The sequence below is a fragment of the Isoptericola sediminis genome (assembly GCF_013085345.1).
GTDB classification, from domain to species: Bacteria; Actinomycetota; Actinomycetes; order Actinomycetales; family Cellulomonadaceae; genus Isoptericola; species Isoptericola sediminis.
In genome coordinates, this window is record NZ_JABFAJ010000016.1 from 15,331 (window position 1) to 32,148 (window position 16,818).

Consider the following 16,818-nt stretch of genomic DNA (forward strand, 5'->3'; position numbering starts at 1 on the left):
GACGAGCGCCGGCCGGCACCTCGGGCGGTCAGCGCCAGCCGGCGGCCAGCGCGAGGAACGCGTCGTTCGCCTCGACCTCGCCGATGCTGACGCGCATGCCCTCGCCGGCGAACGGACGCACGAGCACGCCGGCGGCGGACGCCTCGGCCGCGAGCTCGACCGTCCGCTCCCCCGTGGCCAGCCAGACGAAGTTCGCGTGCGTGTCGGGGACGTCCCAGCCCTGCTCGCGCAGCGTGTCCCACACCCGGGTGCGCTCGGCCACGAGGTGCTCGACCCGCTCGGCGAGCTCGGCCTGCACGGCCGGCTGCAACGTCGCCAGGGCGGCCCGCTGCGCCAGGTGGTTCACGCCGAACGGCGTCGAGGTCGACCGCACCGCCGCGGCCAGCCGCGGCTCGGCGACGGCGTACCCGACGCGGAGCCCCGCCAGGCCCGACGCCTTGGACATCGTGCGCACGAGCACGACGTTGGGGTGACGGCGCAGCAGGTCGATGCCCACGGGCGCCTCGGCGTCACGGATGAACTCCAGGTAGGCCTCGTCGACGACGACGAGCACGTCGCGGGGCACCTCGGCCAGGAACGTCTCCAGCTCGTCGGCCTGCACGACGGGGCCGGTCGGGTTGTTGGGGGTGCACACGAGGGCCACGCGGGTCCGGGGGCCGACGGCTGCGGCCATCGCCGGCAGGTCGAGCCTGCCCGCCGCCGTCAGCGGCACGGTGACCGCTTCTCCGCCCGCGACGGCGGTGAGGATCGGGTACGCCTCGAAGGACCGCCACGGGTAGACGACCTCGTCGCCCGGCTCGAGGACCGCCTCGAGCACGTGCTGCAGCACGGCCACCGAGCCGTTGCCGACCACGACCTGCGCCGGGTCGACGCCGACGTGCGCGGCGAGCGCCTCGACGAGCTCGGTGGCGAACATGTCGGGGTACCGGTTGACCTCGACAGCCGCCTCGGTGATCGCCGCGACGACGGCGGCGGGCGGCGGGTACGGGTTCTCGTTGGAGGACAGCTTCCACGCCCGGCCCGAGGGACGCGCCCCCGGGACGTAGGCGGGCAGCGCCGCGACGGCGGGGCGCAGGGGGACGGTCTTCTCTGATGCCGGTGAGCTCACAACGGTCCAGGATGCCACCTCATGCCGGCAAGGGGTGCCGTACGGCGCCAGACCTGCCACGATGTCGGCCATGAACTTCCTCGCGCGACTCGTGGTGACCTCGCTCGCCCTGTGGATCTGCGACCTGATCTTCGACAGCTTCGAGATCTTCGGCGGTGACGACGTCCTCGGACGCATCCTCGCCATCCTCGGCGTCGGGCTGATCTTCACGCTGGTCAGCTCGATCGTGAAGCCGATCGTCAGCATCCTGTCGATCCCGCTGCTGATCCTCACGCTCGGCCTCTTCTACCTGATCATCAACGCCGGAATGCTGTGGCTGACGGAGTGGGTGACCAGCCAGGGGTGGCTCGGCGACTGGGGGCTCGCGATCGAGGGCGGCTTCTGGTGGTACCTGTGGATCGCCCTGATCCTGGCGATCCTGCAGGCCGTCATCGGCTGGGTCGTCCCCGGCGACAAGGACTGACCCGCACACCGGCGGCTCACCCGCGCCGGACCCGGTAGTACCGGGTCTCGGCGCGATCGCCGTCCAGCAACCGGTCGATCCGCCCGACGACCCCGGCGACCTGCACGCTGTCCAGCGCGCGGGCGTGCTCCAGGGTGCGTAGGTGCGTGGCCACCGAGTGCGCCGTGGCCACCCCACCGGACGCCGACCGGTCCACCGGGTCGTCGGAGTCCGCGAGGTCACGGCCCACGGTCACCCGGTCCGCCGTCGCCGGGTTCTCGGTGCTGGAGCGCCCGTCCAGCGGCGAGACGAGCTCCTCGGTGGTCTCCAGGTGCAGCACGGGGACGCCCGGCGGCGTCCGGAAGGTCGCGGTCGGGGCACCCGCCGTGACCACGCCGCCCACCCGGTGCCGACGCCGGAACGCCGGTGAGGACGCCAGGGCGACGGCCGCGATCCCTCCCAGGGAGTGCCCCACCAGCACCACGGGTTCGTCGGGGCGGGCCCCGGCGTCGGCCAGGGCCTGGACCACCCCGTCGGCGACGTCGGCCGACCGGTGGGCCATCAGGTCGAGGTCGGTGTCGACGTCGAAGGGGTTCGCCGGGGAGAGCAGGGCCTGGGTCCCCGGGATGAGCACGGTCCACGACGAGCTGCCGTCGGCGCGGACGACCTCCTGGACCGCGACGGTGCCGGGCGGCGCTCCCGGGGTCGGGCGTCCGGGGACGCCGCTGCCGTGAGGGTAGAGGTCCGCGGTGCGGGCCAGCGCCTCCTCGACGTCCGCGAGGGGCCGGTGGTCGCCGGCGGGCGGCCCGGTGTCGAACTCACCGGGCTCCACGAGGTCGACGTGCACCGGCCGGGACCCGAGCACCGCGGAGACCGCCGCCGACAGCACCCGCGCTCCCCCGGTCACCGAGAGGTCCCCGGCGGCCAGGTCCGGGGCCGCGAGCGCCACCCCGACCCCGGCACCGGCCAACGCCTCGTCGACGAACGGGGCGGCGGTGCGGAGCAACCAGCCGCCCCTGTCCCCGTCCTCGGCCGGCGACGGTGACGGCGGCGGAGCAGGCCGGGGCATGTCCGGGTCGGGCGCCGCGGCGGAGAGCACGACGAGGCCGGCGGCACCGGTGAGCAGGGCCGGCAGGCCGGCGGGACTGCGCAGGAACCCGGTCACCCCGAGCCCGACGGCCCCGGCGACGACGGTCACGCCCGCCCCGACGGCCTGCTCGGCGAGGGACTCGGCGTGCGTGTAGAGCCCGGCGGCGCGGCGCAGCCGGTCGGCCAGCGTCGTGCACACCGCGGCGCGCGCCCCCAGGGCCCCGGCGGTGTCGCCGGCGAGCGTCCCGGCACGCCGTAGCCGGGCCGGTCGGGCGGGGTCGGCCTCGCCCCACGGAGCCGGGGTCCACACCGCGCGCTCCAGCGCACGGCCCGCCTCCGAGCAGTCCCACGCGGCGGACCGCAGGGACGCCGCGGCGGCGTCCAGGTGCCCGGCGGCGTCGCGGACGGCGTCGGCGTCCACCCGGTCGAGGGTCGCGCCGCCGACGACGCGCAGGGTGTCCCGCGGGTCCCGGCTCACCCGTCGAGACACCTGGCGGTGACCCCGTCCGCCTGCTGCAGCGTGGCGCCGTCGGCGTCCAGCAGGGTGAGCACCTCGGCGACGGCGTCCCGGCAGGAGTCACCGGCCGCGGACTCCCAGCCCGGCCCGCGCGCCCGATGCAGGGCGGCGGTGGCGTCCTCGAGCCGGTGGCGTGCGCGCCGGAGCAGGGCCGCGGCGGTGGCGACGTCGGAGGTGGTCACGAACATGCCGGGGACGCTAGGAGCGCCGGCGCCTCGCGGTCGGGCTCCCCTGCCCGCACTGTGGACACCCGCCCCTGGGGGTGGAGGGCGCCCGTGGGACAATGCCGGTCGTGACCTCCACTGTGCAGCCCACCCGTGTGTCCCTGGCCGACGTCACCCCGCCGATCGCCCTCGGTCCGCTCGACGGCCGCTACCGCTCCGCGGTCGCCCCGCTGGTGGACCACCTCAGCGAGGCGGCCCTCAACCGCGAGCGTCTCCACGTCGAGGTCGAGTGGCTGATCGTGCTGTGCAACGGCACGGACACGGTCCCCGGCCCGGTGGTGCCCGGCGCGCCGAGCCTGACGGACACCGAGATCACGTACCTGCGCGCCATCCCGGCGACGTTCGGCGCGACCGAGATCGCCGAGCTCGGCGCCATCGAGCGCGAGACGGTGCACGACGTCAAGGCGGTGGAGTACTTCATCAAGCGCCGCATCGCCGACGCCCCCGAGATCCTCGGCGAGACGAACCTGCCCGCCGTGAGCGAGCTGGTGCACTTCGCCTGCACGTCCGAGGACGTCAACAACCTGTCCTACGCCCTGATGGTGCGCGGGGCCGTCACCGACGTGTGGCTGCCCGCCGCCACGGCGCTGGCCGACCAGCTCGCCGACATGGCCCGCGAGCACGCCGAGGTGCCGATGCTGAGCCGCACGCACGGCCAGCCCGCCACCCCGACGACGATGGGCAAGGAGCTCGCGGTCCTGACGCACCGGCTGCGGCGCCAGCTCCGCCGCGTCGAGGGCGCCGAGTTCCTCGGCAAGCTCAACGGCGCCACCGGCACCTTCGGCGCGCACACGGTCGCCGTCCCGGGTGCCGAGTGGCCGGCGGTCTCGCGCGGGTTCGTCGAGCACCTGGGCCTGACGTGGAACCCGCTGACCACGCAGATCGAGTCGCACGACTGGCAGGCCGAGGTCTACGCCGACGTGGCCCGGTTCAACCGGATCCTGCACAACCTGGCCACCGACGTGTGGACCTACATCTCGATGGGGTTCTTCACCCAGATCCCCGTCGCGGGTGCCACCGGCTCCTCGACGATGCCGCACAAGGTCAACCCGATCCGGTTCGAGAACGCCGAGGCGAACCTCGAGATCTCCTGCTCGCTGCTCGACACGCTCGGCGCGACGCTGGTGACGAGCCGTCTGCAGCGGGACCTCACCGACTCCACGACGCAGCGCAACATCGGCCCGGCGTTCGGGCACTCGCTGCTCGCGATCGACAACGTGCGCCGCGGACTGCAGGCCCTGGCCGTCAACGCCGACCTCATGGCCGAGGACCTCGACGAGAACTGGGAGGTCCTCGGCGAGCCCGTGCAGTCGGCGATGCGCGCGGCCTCCGTCGCCGGTGTCGAGGGCATGGAGAACCCGTACGAGCGCCTCAAGGAGCTCACCCGCGGGAACCGGGTCGACCAGGCCCGGATGCGCGAGTTCGTCGGCGGCCTCGGGCTGCCCGACGACGTCGCGGCCCGGCTGGCCGAGCTCACCCCGGCGTCCTACACCGGGATCGCCGCCCGGCTCGTGGACGAGTACCTGGACTGAACGCCGGGCCCCGTGCGGTCCGCGGGTCGCGCCTATGCTGGAGTGAACCGGCCGAGGAGGCGATGATGACGACGCAGGCGTCGGAGCAGGAGCCCGGCCACGACGGGGCGCGCGTCCGGCACAGCGAGTTCGCGCGGCTGCTGCTCTCCCACGACCCGGCGGTCACGGACCCGCGGTTCAAGGGGGCCGCGGTGGAGGTCGACACGGGGTACGAGGAGACCGACGACCACGAGCGGTTCGACGCCGGCTGATCCCGGCCCGGTGACGCCGGCTGGTCCCGGCCCTGGACGGGCCGGGACCTGCCGACGCCCTCACGGCATCTCGACGCCGGCCTCCTCCAGCACGTCCTCGGCGTTGGCGAGCATCTCCGCGGTGAGCTCGCGGAGGACCTCGAAGTGCTCCGGGTGGGCGGCGATGTCCTCGACCTGCACGGCGGCGTCCAGGTCCGCGAGCCGCTGGACGGTACCCAGCGTCTGCTTGCACCGGACGTCGACCTCGGCCACCTGCCGACGTTCCTCGGCCGTGCCGACGAGCGTCGGCTCGCCCGAGGACTCGTCGAGATCGACGACGCCGTCCGGCACCATCGCGGACACGTCCATCGCCGTCAGCCCCTCGGCAGCGAGGCAGTCCTCCCACTCGACCACGATCTCCCGCGCCTGGCGGGCGACCTGACGTCTCGCCGGATCAAGACCCTGCCTCGCCTCCTCGGTCCGGTACGAGGTCCCCAGGTCGGCCGCCAGGGCCGGCTCCCCGCTGCCGGTGGACTCCAGCTCCACCGCGTCCGGCCCGGTGAGCACGGCCTGCGACTCCCCGTGGCAGTCCTCCCACGCCGACTCCGCCTCCGACAGCCCCTCGCCGGGGACCGAGGTGTCGTTGGGCCCGTCCGGGATCCCGACTCCCAACGTGTCGCGGGCCGCCAGGGCGTCGTAGTCCCCGTCGAGGTCCTGCGACGACCAGAGCCCGAGACCACGCTGCCGCGCGTCGTACGCCGGGACCGGCCCCACGAACTCGACCTCGTCGCCGAGCCCCGCCTCCGTCAGGCACTGGACCATCAGGTACTGCCGGGCGGTCTCGACAACCGCCTGCTCCTGCGCCGTCAGGCGCCAGTCGTCCTCCGGCAGCCGGATGGTGCCTGCCGAGTAGTCCACGACCGCGTGCTCACCGTCGTCCGGCGAGGCGGGGTAGGTCTCCCACGACGTCGGCTCCTGAGCAGCGTCACCGGACGGGTCGGGCGACGGGTCGGACGACGGTTCCGGGGCGGACGTCGAGGCGGCGGGGGCCGGGGCCGGCGTCGGCCCCCCACCCGGGACCGGCCAGGCCAGCGCGGCCCCGACCATCCCCGCGCACAGCATCCCGGCCGCCCCGGTGACACCCACCGCGCGGGCCGCCCGTCGCCGGCGTCCCCGGACGAGCACACGCTCCCGGTCGACGCCGACGGTCGGGATGTCCGCGGCCATCCCGCGCATCGTCTCGATCAGCTGGTCGTCGTTCATCGCGCGGCCTCCGTCTCTGCCGTGGTTCCGTTCGTCTCGGCCAGGACTCCTCGCAGCTGCGCGAGCCCTCGTGACGCGGCGGACTTCACCGCGCCGACGCTGATCCCCAGGTCCTCGGCGACCTCCCGCTCCCCCAGGTCGACGAGGTAGCGCAGCACGACGACGCGCCGGCGGCGCTCCGGGAGCTGCGCCAGGGCACGCACCAGCAGGTCACGGTCCGCGTGACCGCCGTCGGCGGCGGCGTGCCGGCCGTGGGGCAGGTTGTCCGGTGGGACCAGGACCTCGCGGCGGTTCTTGCGCCACGTGTCGATGCGCGCGTTGGCCAGTACCCGGCGGGCGTAGGCGAGCGGATCGCGGGCCCGTGCACGCGGCCAGGCGACGTAGGTACGCACCAGTGCCTGCTGGACGAGTTCCTCGGCACGATGGCGGTCGCCGGTGAGCAGGTAGGCCATGCGGCCCAGGACGGGTTCGGCCTGCGCCATGAAGGCCGAGAACTCGGCATCACGACCGCTGCGCTCGCCGGGACGAGCCACGACCACCGGGGTCCATGGCTCAGGCACGGAAGGATCTTCTCGCACGACTGTCACACGGGGAACACGCGGTGGATCGGGAAGAGGTTGCTCCGCCGTCGTTCCTGGTGTCGGGATGCCGGACGGGCCGCGCGGACCTACCGTCGGGGGATCCGGCCGCGAGGGGGACACCCGTGCTCGAGAGCTACCCGATCCTGACGATCGTGCCCCCGGTGCTGGCGATCGTGCTGGTGGTCCTCACCAAACGTGTGCTGCTCAGCCTCGGGGCCGGGGTGCTGGCCGCGGCCCTGCTCGTGGCCGACCTGGACCCCCTGGAGGCGCTGCGCCTCGTGTGGGAGTCCTTCGTGGCGATCTTCTGGGTCGACGGCGCGGTGAACACCTGGTACGTCTACATCCTCGTGTTCACACTGATCCTCGGCGTGATCGCGGCGCTCATCATGATGTCCGGCGGCACCAAGGCCTTCGCCGACTGGGCGGTGGAGCGCATCCGGACGCGCCGGGGCGCCCAGGTCCTCCCGGCGATCATGGGCATCGTCATCTTCATCGACGACTACTTCAACGCCCTCGCCGTGGGCCAGGCCTCCCGCCCGGTGACCGACCGGCACCGGGTCTCGCGAGCCAAGCTCGCCTACATCATCGACTCGACGTCCGCGCCGGTCGCCGTGCTCGCCCCGTTCTCGAGCTGGGGCGCCTACATCATGGGGATCCTCGCCCCGATCGTCGCGGCGTCCGCGATCACGGCCTCCAGCGTGCAGGCGTTCCTCGGGGCGGCCGCCGCCAACTACTACGCGATCGCCGCCGCGGTGACGGTCTGGCTCGTCATCCTGCTGCGCCTGGACGTCGGGCCCATGCGGCGCGAGGAGGCCCGCGCCGTCCACGAGGACGAGCCGTTCGACCCCGACGACGACATCCCCGGACGCCTCGCGGAGGACCTGCCGGTCCACCACCCCGGCGAGAAGCGGGCGCTGGTCGTCCCGTTCGTGCTGCTGGTGGTCGGCGTCTTCGCGGGGATCGTGTGGACCGGGTACTCGGCGGCCGGCACGTGGGACGCCGTCGAGATCCTCGCCGAGACGGACACCAGCACCGCGCTCGTGGTGGGCGGCGTGCTCGGGCTCGCCGGCGCCGTCTTCTACTACCTGCGCTACACGGGCCCGAACCCCGCCTTCGCGGCCCGGCACTTCGGCCGCGGCTGGATCGAGGGGCTGCGGTCCATGTGGCCGGCGGTCAGCATCCTCGTCCTCGCCTGGATGCTCACCGGGCTCATCGACCAGCTCGGCACGGGTGCCTACCTGGGCGGGCTCGTCGAGGACACCAACCTGTCGGCCTCGTGGCTGGTCCCGGTCGTCTTCGTCCTCGCGGCCGCCATGGCGTTCGCCACCGGGACGTCCTGGGGGTCCTTCGCCCTGCTGCTGCCCCTGGTGGGCGGCATCATGAACAGCCTCGGCGAACCCGACCTGCTGCTGCCGGCCCTCGGGGCCGTGCTCGCCGGAGCCGTGCTCGGCGACCACAGCTCCCCCATCTCGGACACCACGATCCTGTCCTCCACCGGTGCCGGGGCGAACGTCATCACGCACGTGCTCACCCAGCTCCCGTACGCGGGCGGGGCCGCGGTCGCGGCCCTGGCCGGGTACGTCGCGATCGCCCTCGGGGCGGGGACGGCTCTGGGGCTGCTGGTGACGCTGGTGGTGCTGGTCGCCCTCGTGCTCGGCGTGCGGGCCGTGCGCCGGCCCGTCGAGGCCGACCGACCGGTCCGGCAGGACCAGGGCCCCGCGTCCACCGCCTGAGCCGTCCTCAGTCGAAGAGCCGCAGCAACAGGGTGTGCCAGGTGATCGGCCCCACGACCCCGTCCTTCGGCGGCGCGAACATCCCCTGGAAGTCGCGGACCGCGGCATCGGTGAGCGGGCCGAACACCCCGTCGACCGCGAGGCCACCCGGGAGCAGGGTCTGCACCGCACGCACCGCCTCGCCCGCGTCACCCTGCTGCAGGGTCACGATCAGCTCCGGCCAGTCGAGCTGACCCACCGTCGTCGAGACGAACCGGCTCCGCCGCGCCTGCTGGAACCTCCGGATCGCCTCCCCGCTCAGGGGGCCGAACAAACCGTCCGCGACGATCGGCGCACCGTGCTGGCGCAACAGGTGCTGGGAGCCGAGCACCCGCCAGTTCGTCTCCTGGCACGTACCCACCTTCACCAGCGGCCACGGGAGCCGGGCCGCACCGAGGAACGACCAGGTCTCCGGTCCGACCGTGCCGTCGATCGTCAGGCCCCACGACTCCTGGAAGAACCGGACCCGTTCGGCCGTGAGCGGCCCGAACACGCCGTCGATCACGAGCTCCGGGTCTCCCGGGAACCGCACCAGTCCGAACTGCTGCACCGCCCGGACGGCCTCCCCGGTGTCACCCACCCGCGTCGGGACCACCAGGACCGGCCAGGTGTGCATGCCCACGACGCCGTCGACCGCCAGGCCGCGGTCCGCCTGGAACGACGCCACCTCAGCCGCGGTCACGGGTCCGTAGGTCCCGTCGGCGGTCAGCGAGTGCCCGTGCTCGCGCAGGAGACGCTGGATCCCCACGACGGCGCGACCGCTCTCCCCCGCCCCGAAACTTCCCCACGGCTGGACGTTCATCGTGCTCTCCTCGGTGTCGACTCGTCGGTCCTACCCGGAGGGAGCGACCGGCCCGGGGCGGTGATACCCGGGGCCCGAGCAGCACCGGTCCGACGACGACGGCGCGGAGCGGAGCGACGGATCTCGCCCGCCTCCAGGGAAGACACGCCGCGCGGCTGCTGGCAGGATCGGATCATGCACCCTCGCGCCGGCCAGGTGGCCCAGCCCGACGACCTCATCGACGTCGACCACGTGGTCGGCGCGTACTACGACATCCGGCCCGACGTGGAGGACCCGGCCCAGCAGGTCGCGTTCGGCACGTCCGGCCACCGCGGCTCCTCGCTCGACGGCGCGTTCAACGAGGCGCACATCGCCACGATCACGCAGGCGATCGTGGAGTACCGGGCGCTGGAGGGCATCGACGGACCGCTGTTCCTCGGCCGGGACACCCACGCGCTGTCGCTGCCCGCGTGGCAGACCGCGATGGAGGTGCTCGCCGGCGCGGGCGTCACCGTGATGATCGACGCGCGCGACTCGTACACCCCCACCCCGGCGGTGTCCCAGTCGATCCTCATCCACAACGGCGCGGCGGCCGAGGGCGGGGTGCGCACCAGCGGTCCCGGCGCCGCCGACGGCATCGTCGTGACGCCGTCGCACAACCCGCCGCGCGACGGCGGCTTCAAGTACAACCCGCCGCACGGCGGACCGGCGGGTTCCGAGGCGACCCGCTGGATCGCCGACCGGGCCAACGACCTGCTGCGCGCCGGGGGCCTGGCCCGGGTGCACCGCGTCTCGCTGGACGTCGCCGTGGCCGCCCCGACGACGCACCGGCACGACTACCTGTCCACGTACGTCGACGACCTGGCCAACGTGCTGGACCTGGACGCGATCCGCGAGGCGGGCGTCCGCATCGGCGCCGACCCCCTGGGCGGTGCGTCGGTGGAGTACTGGGGTGCGATCGGCGAGCGCTACGGCCTGGACCTGACCGTGGTCAACCCGCAGGTCGACCCGCGCTGGGCCTTCATGACGCTGGACTGGGACGGCAAGATCCGTATGGACTGCTCCTCCCCGCACGCGATGGCCTCGCTCGTGGAGCAGATGGCCGGTGACGCCCCCTACGACGTCGCGACCGGCAACGACGCCGACGCGGATCGGCACGGCATCGTCACCCCCGACGCCGGGCTCATGAACCCGAACCACTACCTGGCCGTCGCGATCCAGTACCTCTACGGCGGCGCACGGCCGGACTGGCCGACGTCCGCGGCGATCGGCAAGACGCTGGTGTCCAGCGCGCTGATCGACCGGGTGGCTGCCGGGCTGGACCGCCGGCTCATCGAGGTGCCGGTCGGGTTCAAGTGGTTCGTGCCCGGCCTGCTGACCGGCGAGATCGGGTTCGGCGGCGAGGAGTCGGCGGGGGCCTCGTTCCTGCGCCGTGACGGCCGGGTCTGGTCCACGGACAAGGACGGCATCCTGCTGGCGCTGCTCGCCTCGGAGATCCTCGCCACCACGGGGCGGTCCCCGTCGCAGCACCACGCCGACCTCGTCGAGCGGTACGGCGAGTCCTGGTACGCCCGCGTGGACGCGGCGGCCTCCCGGGAGGAGAAGTCGCGCCTCGCCGCACTCTCCCCGGAGCAGGTCACCTCCACGACGCTGGCCGGTCAGGACATCACCGCCAAGCTCACCGAGGCTCCCGGCAACGGGGAGAAGATCGGCGGGCTCAAGGTCACGACGCAGGACGCCTGGTTCGCGGCGCGTCCCTCGGGGACCGAGGACGTCTACAAGATCTACGCCGAGTCGTTCGTGTCCGCCGACCACCTCGGCGAGGTGCAGGCCGAGGCCAAGCAGGTCGTCGGGGACGCGCTGGGCGGCGAGTAGCGGGACGCGCGCCGGCCGGTCAGCCCCGGTCGGCGCGCAGGTCCTGGTACTCCGGGTGCCGTTCGAGGTAGGCCCGGATGAAGGGGCACTTCACGACGATGCGCTCACCACGGGCCCGCACCGTGTCGAGCGCCCCGCGGGCCAGGGCCGACCCGACGCCCTGCCCCTCGAGCTCCGACGGCACCTCGGTGTGGTCGAAGCTCACCACGTCCCCGGAGCGCTCGTAGTACGCCCCGCCGGCTTCGGTGCCGTCGTCGAGCAGGGCGAGGAAGACGCCCCGCTCGGGGTCGTCACGGACAGTCACAGCAGGCTTGTCGTTCATGCCCCCATGCTGCCGTCGGGACGCTACTCGGACCACCGCAGGTACTGGTAGTCGGGGTGGCGGCGGAGCCACGTCTCGACGAACCAGCAGTCCGGCCGCACGGTCGCGCCGGCCGCGGCGATGTCGTCCAGGGCCCGGTGGACGAGCGCGTCCGCCACCCCGTGACCCCGGTGCTCGGGGATGACGACGGTGCTGGGGATGACCACGACGTCGCCCTCGCGGTGGTAGCGCAGGACGCCGATCGCGTGGGCACCGCCGTCGGGCGAGCCGGCCGGGGCGGGGAGCCGGGCCTCGTACCGTCCGTGCTCGGGGTCGTGGTGGATGTCGACGTCGGCAGGGGAGGACACCCGAGGAAATCTACTCCTCCACGCACCACGTGCACGTGCGGCCGCCGGGGGTCGCGCCTCGGTCATGCCACGGTCGTGCCGAAGGCCAGCCCGAGCAGGTACGTCGCACCGGCCGCCCCGAACCCGATGAGGAGCTGCCGCCCGGCCCGGGTGAACGGCGAGGTGCCCGACAGCAGTCCGGTCACGGCGCCGGTGACCAGGAGGCACAGCCCGACGAGCGCACTGGCCACCACGACCGCGGTCGTCCCCTCCAGGCCGAACAGGTAGGGCAGCACCGGCACGATCGCCCCCGAGGAGAAGAGGAAGAAGCTGGCCACCGCCGCCCCCCAGGCGGTGCCGTGCGTCTCGTGGTTCGTCTGCTCCTCGTCCTCGGCGATGCCCTCCGGCACCCCGGTGGCCTGCAGCCGGTGCAGCACCCCGTCGGCCTTCGCCTCGGCCTCGTCGGCGTCCATGCCACGCGCCCGGTAGACCAGGGCGAGCTCGTTGGCGTCGACGTCGAGGTCCGGCAGCGCGTCCGTGGCGGAGGGCGCCGGGGTGGACGCCTCGAGGAGCTCGCGCTGGGACCGCACGGACACGTACTCGCCCGCGCCCATGGACAGCGCACCCGCCAGGAGCCCGGCGAGACCTGTCAGCAGCACGGTGCCGGTCGTCACCCCGGAGGCGCCGATGCCGAGCACGAGCGCGAGGTTGGACACCAGACCGTCGTTCGCCCCGAAGACGGCGGCCCGGAACGACCCGGACAGCCGGTTGCGGCCCCGGGTGGCCAGGCTGCGCACGACCTCCTCGTGGATCTGCTCGTCGGCGGCCATCTGCGCGGTGGCGTGGCCGTCGTCGGCGTAGCTGGACCGGGACTCGGCCCGCTGCACCAGCGCCAGCACGAACACCCCGCCGAGCCGCCGGGCCAGGAAGGCCAGCATCCGGGTGCGCGGGTCGCCGCGGCGCGGCATGCCGACGTCGTCGCCGAGCAGGTCGAGCCAGTGCTGCTCGTGCCTCTTCTCGGCGGCGGCCAGGGCGAGCAGGATCTCCCGCTCCTCCCCGGTGCGGGTCGCGGCGAGGTCCCGGTACACGGCGGCCTCGCAGCGTTCGGCGGCGAGGTAGCGGCGCCACCGGCGGATCTCGGCCGGTGTCCGGGTCGGCGTGGGCGTGGGCGCGTCCATGGGACACCATGATCGCGCCCGACGGCGCTCCGTGTGTTCCGGAGGGCGCCGGGAGCGGTTTCGGTGGTCCGCGAGGACGTGCTCCGACGATCCGCACCTGGCGGGGGACCCGGATGTCACCGGGAGAAGGCACAATGGTGGCCGTCGCACCGCACGCGACAGCATCCGCGGACTCCGAGGGACACCGGCGTGATCATTGTCAGCACCGACGGCTCCTGCCCGACCGACGGCGACGCGATCGGCTGGGCATGGGTCGCCCATGGCTCCGGCCGTTTCGACTCCGGCGGGGACGCGCACGGCACGACGCGGGTCGCCGAGCTGACCGCGCTGCGCCGGGCCGTCGAGGCCCACCCCGGCGACGAACCCCTGTTCGTCGAGTCGGGTTCCCAGTGGGCGTTCCGGTGCGCCTCCGAGTGGCTGGAGACGTGGAAGGCGCACGACTGGCGCACCGCCGCCGGCGAGGAGGTGCCGCACCGCGAGTCCGTGCAGGCCCTGGACGAGGCGATCTCGGAGCGGACCGGTCCGGTCCGGTTCCGGTGGGCCCGCGGCCACGTCGAGAGCCCGTTCACGGCACGCGCCCGCGAGCTGGCCGAGCTGGCCGCGAACGATTGGGCCGCCGGACGCGGCGACCTCGACGGGCTCCTGCTCGACGACGACGCGGGGCGCGAGACCCCGGGGCCGGCGGGCGGCCCCGAGCCCGAGCCGGTCGGCGCCCGCCGTTCCACGACGACGCCGACGAGCGGCCCGGGCTGGGAGCTCGACACCCTCTTCGACTGAGGGCGCCGAGCTCTCCGGCAGCGGCCGGTCAGTGGCCGTTGGCCACCGACCGGTCGTCGGCGACCGACCGGTCCGAGCCGGCTCCCTGCTTCTGCGCCAACCCGGTCAGCAGCTGGTTGATGTCGATCCCGGTGAGCTCCTTGACGACGGCCTGACCCTCGCCGAGCACGCTGCTCACGTTCTTGGTCACGGCGGACGCCCCGTCCGTGGAGATCACGGTCATGCCCTGGATCGAGGCCATCGGCTCCGCCGCAGCCCGCACGATCTCGGGCAGCCGCTCGATGAGCTCCTGCACCAGCGCCGCCTCGCCGTACTTCTTCAGCGCCTCGGCCTTGGCGTCGGTCGCGGCGGCCTCGGCGCGGCCCTCCGCCTCCGTGGCGGCGGCACGGGCCTCACCCTCGGCCCGGATACCGGCCGCGTGCGCGACCTGCCGGTCGCGGTCGGCCTCACCGGCACGACGCACGGCCTCGGCGGCCGCCTCGGCGTCCTGGATGGCGGCCTTCTTGTTCGCCTCGGCGACGGTGGTGCGCCGGAACGCCTCGGCCTCGGTGGCCGCGTTGTGCGAGTCACGGCGCGCGTTGGCCTCCTGCACCTCGGCGTACGCCTTGGCCTCGGCCGGCTTGCGCACCTCGATGTCGAGACGCTCCTGCTCGACGCGGGCCTTCTCCGAGAGCGCCTCGCGCTCCTGGAGCGCGACGAGCCGGTCCTGCTCGGCCCGCGCGAGCTGCCCGGCCGCCTCGGCCTCGGCCTGGGCCTTGTCCGTGTCGGCCTTGATGGCGGCCTTCTTCAGGTCAAGCGCCTTCTGCCGCTCGGCGATCTGCTCGGCCGCCTCGATGACGGCGAACTCGGAGGCGCGGCGCGCCTCGGCCTCGGACACCTCGGCCACCTGCAGGGCGCGGGCGGACTCGGCACGGCCGAGGTTCGACAGGTAGTCAGACCCGGGCGTGGAGATGTCGGAGATGTTGAGGATGTCGACCTGCAGACCCTGCTCGGCGAGGTCCCGCTTGGTCGACTCCACGACCCGGTCCGACAGCCCCTTGCGGTCGGAGATGATCTCCTCGATCGACATGTCGCCGACGATGGAGCGCAGCGACCCCTCGAGGGACTCGGCGATGATCTCGGTGAGCAGCCCCTGCTGGGACAGGAACCGCTGCGCCGCACGGCGCACGCCCTCCTCGTCGCCGCGCACCTTGAAGTTGATGGACGCCTTGATGGCGATCTTGATGCGGTTCGAGTCGACGCCCTCGACGGTGATCCCGATCTGGCGCTGCTCGAGGGAGATCGGGAAGCCCTGCTGCAGGACGGGCCAGACGAACGTCCGGCCGCCGATGACGACCTTCTGCCCGGCCATGTCCTTGCGGCCGGCTCCGCGGCCGACGATGACGAGCGCCTGGTTCGGGGGGACGCGGCGGATCCGTTGGGCGACGAAGACGCCGATGGCGAGGAACGCGAGGACGACGGCCGCGACGGCGATCGTGGTCACGAGGTTGGCAGAGCTGTCCATGGTTGCGCGCCGGAGCGCGACTCCTCTCGGGGGATGACGGTCGGCGTGCCGGTCGACACAGCCGGGGCATGGGCCCCGGCGTCAGTCCTCGGGCCGGTAGGGGCCGACGCGCACGCTGTGGGGCTGGTGCTCGAGGACGACCACGCGGGTCCCGGAGGCGATGGGCTCCGTCGACCACGCCAGACGTCGTTCGAGCTCGCTCACCGCATCGAGCGCGACCTCGCCGGAGGACTGGGTGATGTCCGTCGTCGCGGTGCCCTGCACGCCCACGAGGTCGATGTGCGCGTTGTCCTCGGTGGCGCTGAGCCGCCGGATCAGGAGCTGGGCGACGAGCACCGCCAGCAGACCGACGGCGACCGAGGCCGCGTAGGCGATCCACGGGGCCCAGCCGTTGACGGTCACGACGGCGCCGACGGCACCGAAGACGACGGCACCCACACCCAGGGAGGTTCCGGAGACGGCGCCGTCACCGAGGTCCACGACCTCCCCGACGACGAGCGAGACGAGGAGCAGGACGAGACCGGCGACACCGATCAGCGCGAAGACGAGCACGGACGCCCTCCAGGACGCAGATGTGGCAAACATGTGAAGAGTGCCACAAATCACCCTCCGGGCGCGACCCTCGGCCCGATCCGGGACGATCGAGGCATGAACGCTCCTGCGGCGAGCCCGTCCCGCCTCGTGCTCCTGCGCCACGGCGACACCGAGTGGGCGCTGGCCGGGCGGCACACCGGGCGCACCGACGTCCCGCTGACCCCCGCCGGCGAACGGCAGGCGCGGGCGGCCGGGCAGCGGCTGGCCGGCCTCGAACCCGTCGCCGTGCACTGCTCGCCGCTCCAGCGGGCCCGCCGCACGGCCGAGCTGGCGGGGTTCGCCGACGCCGTCACGGACCCCGACCTCGCCGAGTGGGACTACGGGCCGGTGGAGGGGCTCACCTCGGCCGAGGTCGGCGCGGCGCTGGGCCGCCCGTACGAGATCTTCCGCGACGGCGTCGACCTCCCGGCGCTCCGGGAGCCCGGTGCCGGCGGCTCGAGCGGGGAGTCCCTGGCCGACGTGCGGGTGCGCACCGACCGGTTCCTGCGTCGCGTCCGCCCGGCGCTCGCCGACGGCGGGACCGTGCTGGTCGTGGCGCACGGCCATCTGCTGCGCGTGCTGGCCACCTCGTGGCTGGGGGTGGACGCGGGGTTCGGCGTCCACCTGGAGCTCGGCTGTGCCGCGATCAGCGAGCTCGGGAGCTCGCACGGGCGGCCCACCATCGCGTCGTGGAACCTCGTGGGCTAGCCGGAAGTCGGGTCCG

General features: G+C 73.7%; 18 protein-coding genes. 7 read left to right on the forward strand and 11 right to left on the reverse strand.

From position 1 onward, the window contains the following. Positions 1-28 precede the first annotated feature (28 nt). Positions 29-1,108 (reverse strand): histidinol-phosphate transaminase, encoded by a 1,080-nt coding sequence (hisC, locus tag HLI28_RS08890; protein ID WP_343035746.1) that lies wholly within the window; start codon positions 1,106-1,108, stop codon positions 29-31. A gap of 70 nt (positions 1,109-1,178) precedes the next feature. On the opposite strand from hisC, the gene HLI28_RS08895 reads away from it, so the two are divergent. Continuing rightward, positions 1,179-1,571, forward strand: a complete 393-nt coding sequence (locus tag HLI28_RS08895) for a phage holin family protein (RefSeq protein ID WP_171247165.1) — start codon at positions 1,179-1,181, stop codon at positions 1,569-1,571. Positions 1,572-1,587: 16 nt separating this feature from the next. Here the strand turns inward: HLI28_RS08895 and HLI28_RS08900 are convergent, their stop codons facing one another. Further along, positions 1,588-3,117: an alpha/beta hydrolase family protein gene (locus HLI28_RS08900; RefSeq protein ID WP_171247166.1), complete on the reverse strand. Its 1,530-nt coding sequence runs from the start codon at positions 3,115-3,117 to the stop codon at positions 1,588-1,590. Then, entirely contained in the window at positions 3,114-3,344 is a 231-nt protein-coding gene (locus tag HLI28_RS08905; RefSeq protein WP_171247167.1) for a hypothetical protein, read from the reverse strand. Before HLI28_RS08905 ends, HLI28_RS08900 begins: the two co-directional genes overlap by 4 nt. A 95-nt stretch (positions 3,345-3,439) precedes the next feature. Between HLI28_RS08905 and purB the strand changes: the two genes are divergently transcribed. Continuing rightward, complete coding sequence (gene purB, locus HLI28_RS08910; protein ID WP_171247168.1) at positions 3,440-4,912, forward strand: adenylosuccinate lyase; 1,473 nt, start codon at positions 3,440-3,442, stop codon at positions 4,910-4,912. A gap of 65 nt (positions 4,913-4,977) precedes the next feature. Next, positions 4,978-5,163, forward strand: a complete 186-nt coding sequence (locus HLI28_RS08915) for a hypothetical protein (protein WP_171247169.1) — start codon at positions 4,978-4,980, stop codon at positions 5,161-5,163. 60 nt (positions 5,164-5,223) lie between these two features. Here HLI28_RS08915 and HLI28_RS08920 read toward each other — a convergent pair whose 3' ends face one another. Both HLI28_RS08920 and HLI28_RS08925 read right to left on the reverse strand, forming a co-directional pair. Continuing rightward, a complete protein-coding gene (locus tag HLI28_RS08920; RefSeq protein ID WP_171247170.1) occupies positions 5,224-6,405 on the reverse strand; it encodes a hypothetical protein in 1,182 nt (393 codons plus the stop codon). Continuing rightward, positions 6,402-6,965 carry a SigE family RNA polymerase sigma factor gene (locus HLI28_RS08925; RefSeq protein ID WP_343035748.1) on the reverse strand — a complete coding sequence of 188 codons (564 nt, stop codon included), beginning with the start codon at positions 6,963-6,965 and terminating at the stop codon, positions 6,402-6,404. Before HLI28_RS08925 ends, HLI28_RS08920 begins: the two co-directional genes overlap by 4 nt. Before the next feature lie 143 nt (positions 6,966-7,108). On the opposite strand from HLI28_RS08925, the gene HLI28_RS08930 reads away from it, so the two are divergent. Continuing rightward, on the forward strand, positions 7,109-8,719 hold the full coding sequence (locus HLI28_RS08930) for a Na+/H+ antiporter NhaC family protein (RefSeq protein ID WP_171247171.1): 1,611 nt from the start codon (positions 7,109-7,111) through the stop codon (positions 8,717-8,719). 7 nt (positions 8,720-8,726) lie between these two features. Here HLI28_RS08930 and HLI28_RS08935 read toward each other — a convergent pair whose 3' ends face one another. Then, positions 8,727-9,560 (reverse strand): peptidoglycan-binding domain-containing protein, encoded by an 834-nt coding sequence (locus HLI28_RS08935; RefSeq protein WP_171247172.1) that lies wholly within the window; start codon positions 9,558-9,560, stop codon positions 8,727-8,729. A 174-nt stretch (positions 9,561-9,734) separates the two neighbouring features. On the opposite strand from HLI28_RS08935, the gene pgm reads away from it, so the two are divergent. Then, positions 9,735-11,414 (forward strand): phosphoglucomutase (alpha-D-glucose-1,6-bisphosphate-dependent), encoded by a 1,680-nt coding sequence (gene pgm, locus HLI28_RS08940; RefSeq protein WP_171247173.1) that lies wholly within the window; start codon positions 9,735-9,737, stop codon positions 11,412-11,414. 19 nt (positions 11,415-11,433) lie between these two features. Here pgm and HLI28_RS08945 read toward each other — a convergent pair whose 3' ends face one another. The 3 genes from HLI28_RS08945 to HLI28_RS08955 all read right to left on the reverse strand — a co-directional run bounded on the left by HLI28_RS08945 (position 11,434) and on the right by HLI28_RS08955 (position 13,240). Further along, positions 11,434-11,736: a GNAT family N-acetyltransferase gene (locus HLI28_RS08945; protein ID WP_171247174.1), complete on the reverse strand. Its 303-nt coding sequence runs from the start codon at positions 11,734-11,736 to the stop codon at positions 11,434-11,436. Positions 11,737-11,759: 23 nt separating this feature from the next. After that, entirely contained in the window at positions 11,760-12,083 is a 324-nt protein-coding gene (locus HLI28_RS08950; RefSeq protein ID WP_171247175.1) for a GNAT family N-acetyltransferase, read from the reverse strand. A gap of 62 nt (positions 12,084-12,145) precedes the next feature. Further along, positions 12,146-13,240: a VIT1/CCC1 transporter family protein gene (locus tag HLI28_RS08955; protein WP_171247176.1), complete on the reverse strand. Its 1,095-nt coding sequence runs from the start codon at positions 13,238-13,240 to the stop codon at positions 12,146-12,148. A gap of 189 nt (positions 13,241-13,429) precedes the next feature. Here HLI28_RS08955 and HLI28_RS08960 point away from each other — a divergent pair, with 189 nt between their 5' ends. After that, complete coding sequence (locus HLI28_RS08960) at positions 13,430-14,017, forward strand: RNase H family protein (RefSeq protein WP_171247177.1); 588 nt, start codon at positions 13,430-13,432, stop codon at positions 14,015-14,017. A 28-nt stretch (positions 14,018-14,045) separates the two neighbouring features. Here HLI28_RS08960 and HLI28_RS08965 read toward each other — a convergent pair whose 3' ends face one another. Further along, complete coding sequence (locus tag HLI28_RS08965; RefSeq protein WP_171247178.1) at positions 14,046-15,521, reverse strand: flotillin family protein; 1,476 nt, start codon at positions 15,519-15,521, stop codon at positions 14,046-14,048. A gap of 81 nt (positions 15,522-15,602) precedes the next feature. After that, positions 15,603-16,106: an NfeD family protein gene (locus HLI28_RS08970; RefSeq protein ID WP_216077555.1), complete on the reverse strand. Its 504-nt coding sequence runs from the start codon at positions 16,104-16,106 to the stop codon at positions 15,603-15,605. Positions 16,107-16,169: 63 nt separating this feature from the next. Here HLI28_RS08970 and HLI28_RS08975 point away from each other — a divergent pair, with 63 nt between their 5' ends. Then, positions 16,170-16,802 carry a histidine phosphatase family protein gene (locus HLI28_RS08975; protein ID WP_171247179.1) on the forward strand — a complete coding sequence of 211 codons (633 nt, stop codon included), beginning with the start codon at positions 16,170-16,172 and terminating at the stop codon, positions 16,800-16,802. Positions 16,803-16,818 lie beyond the last annotated feature (16 nt).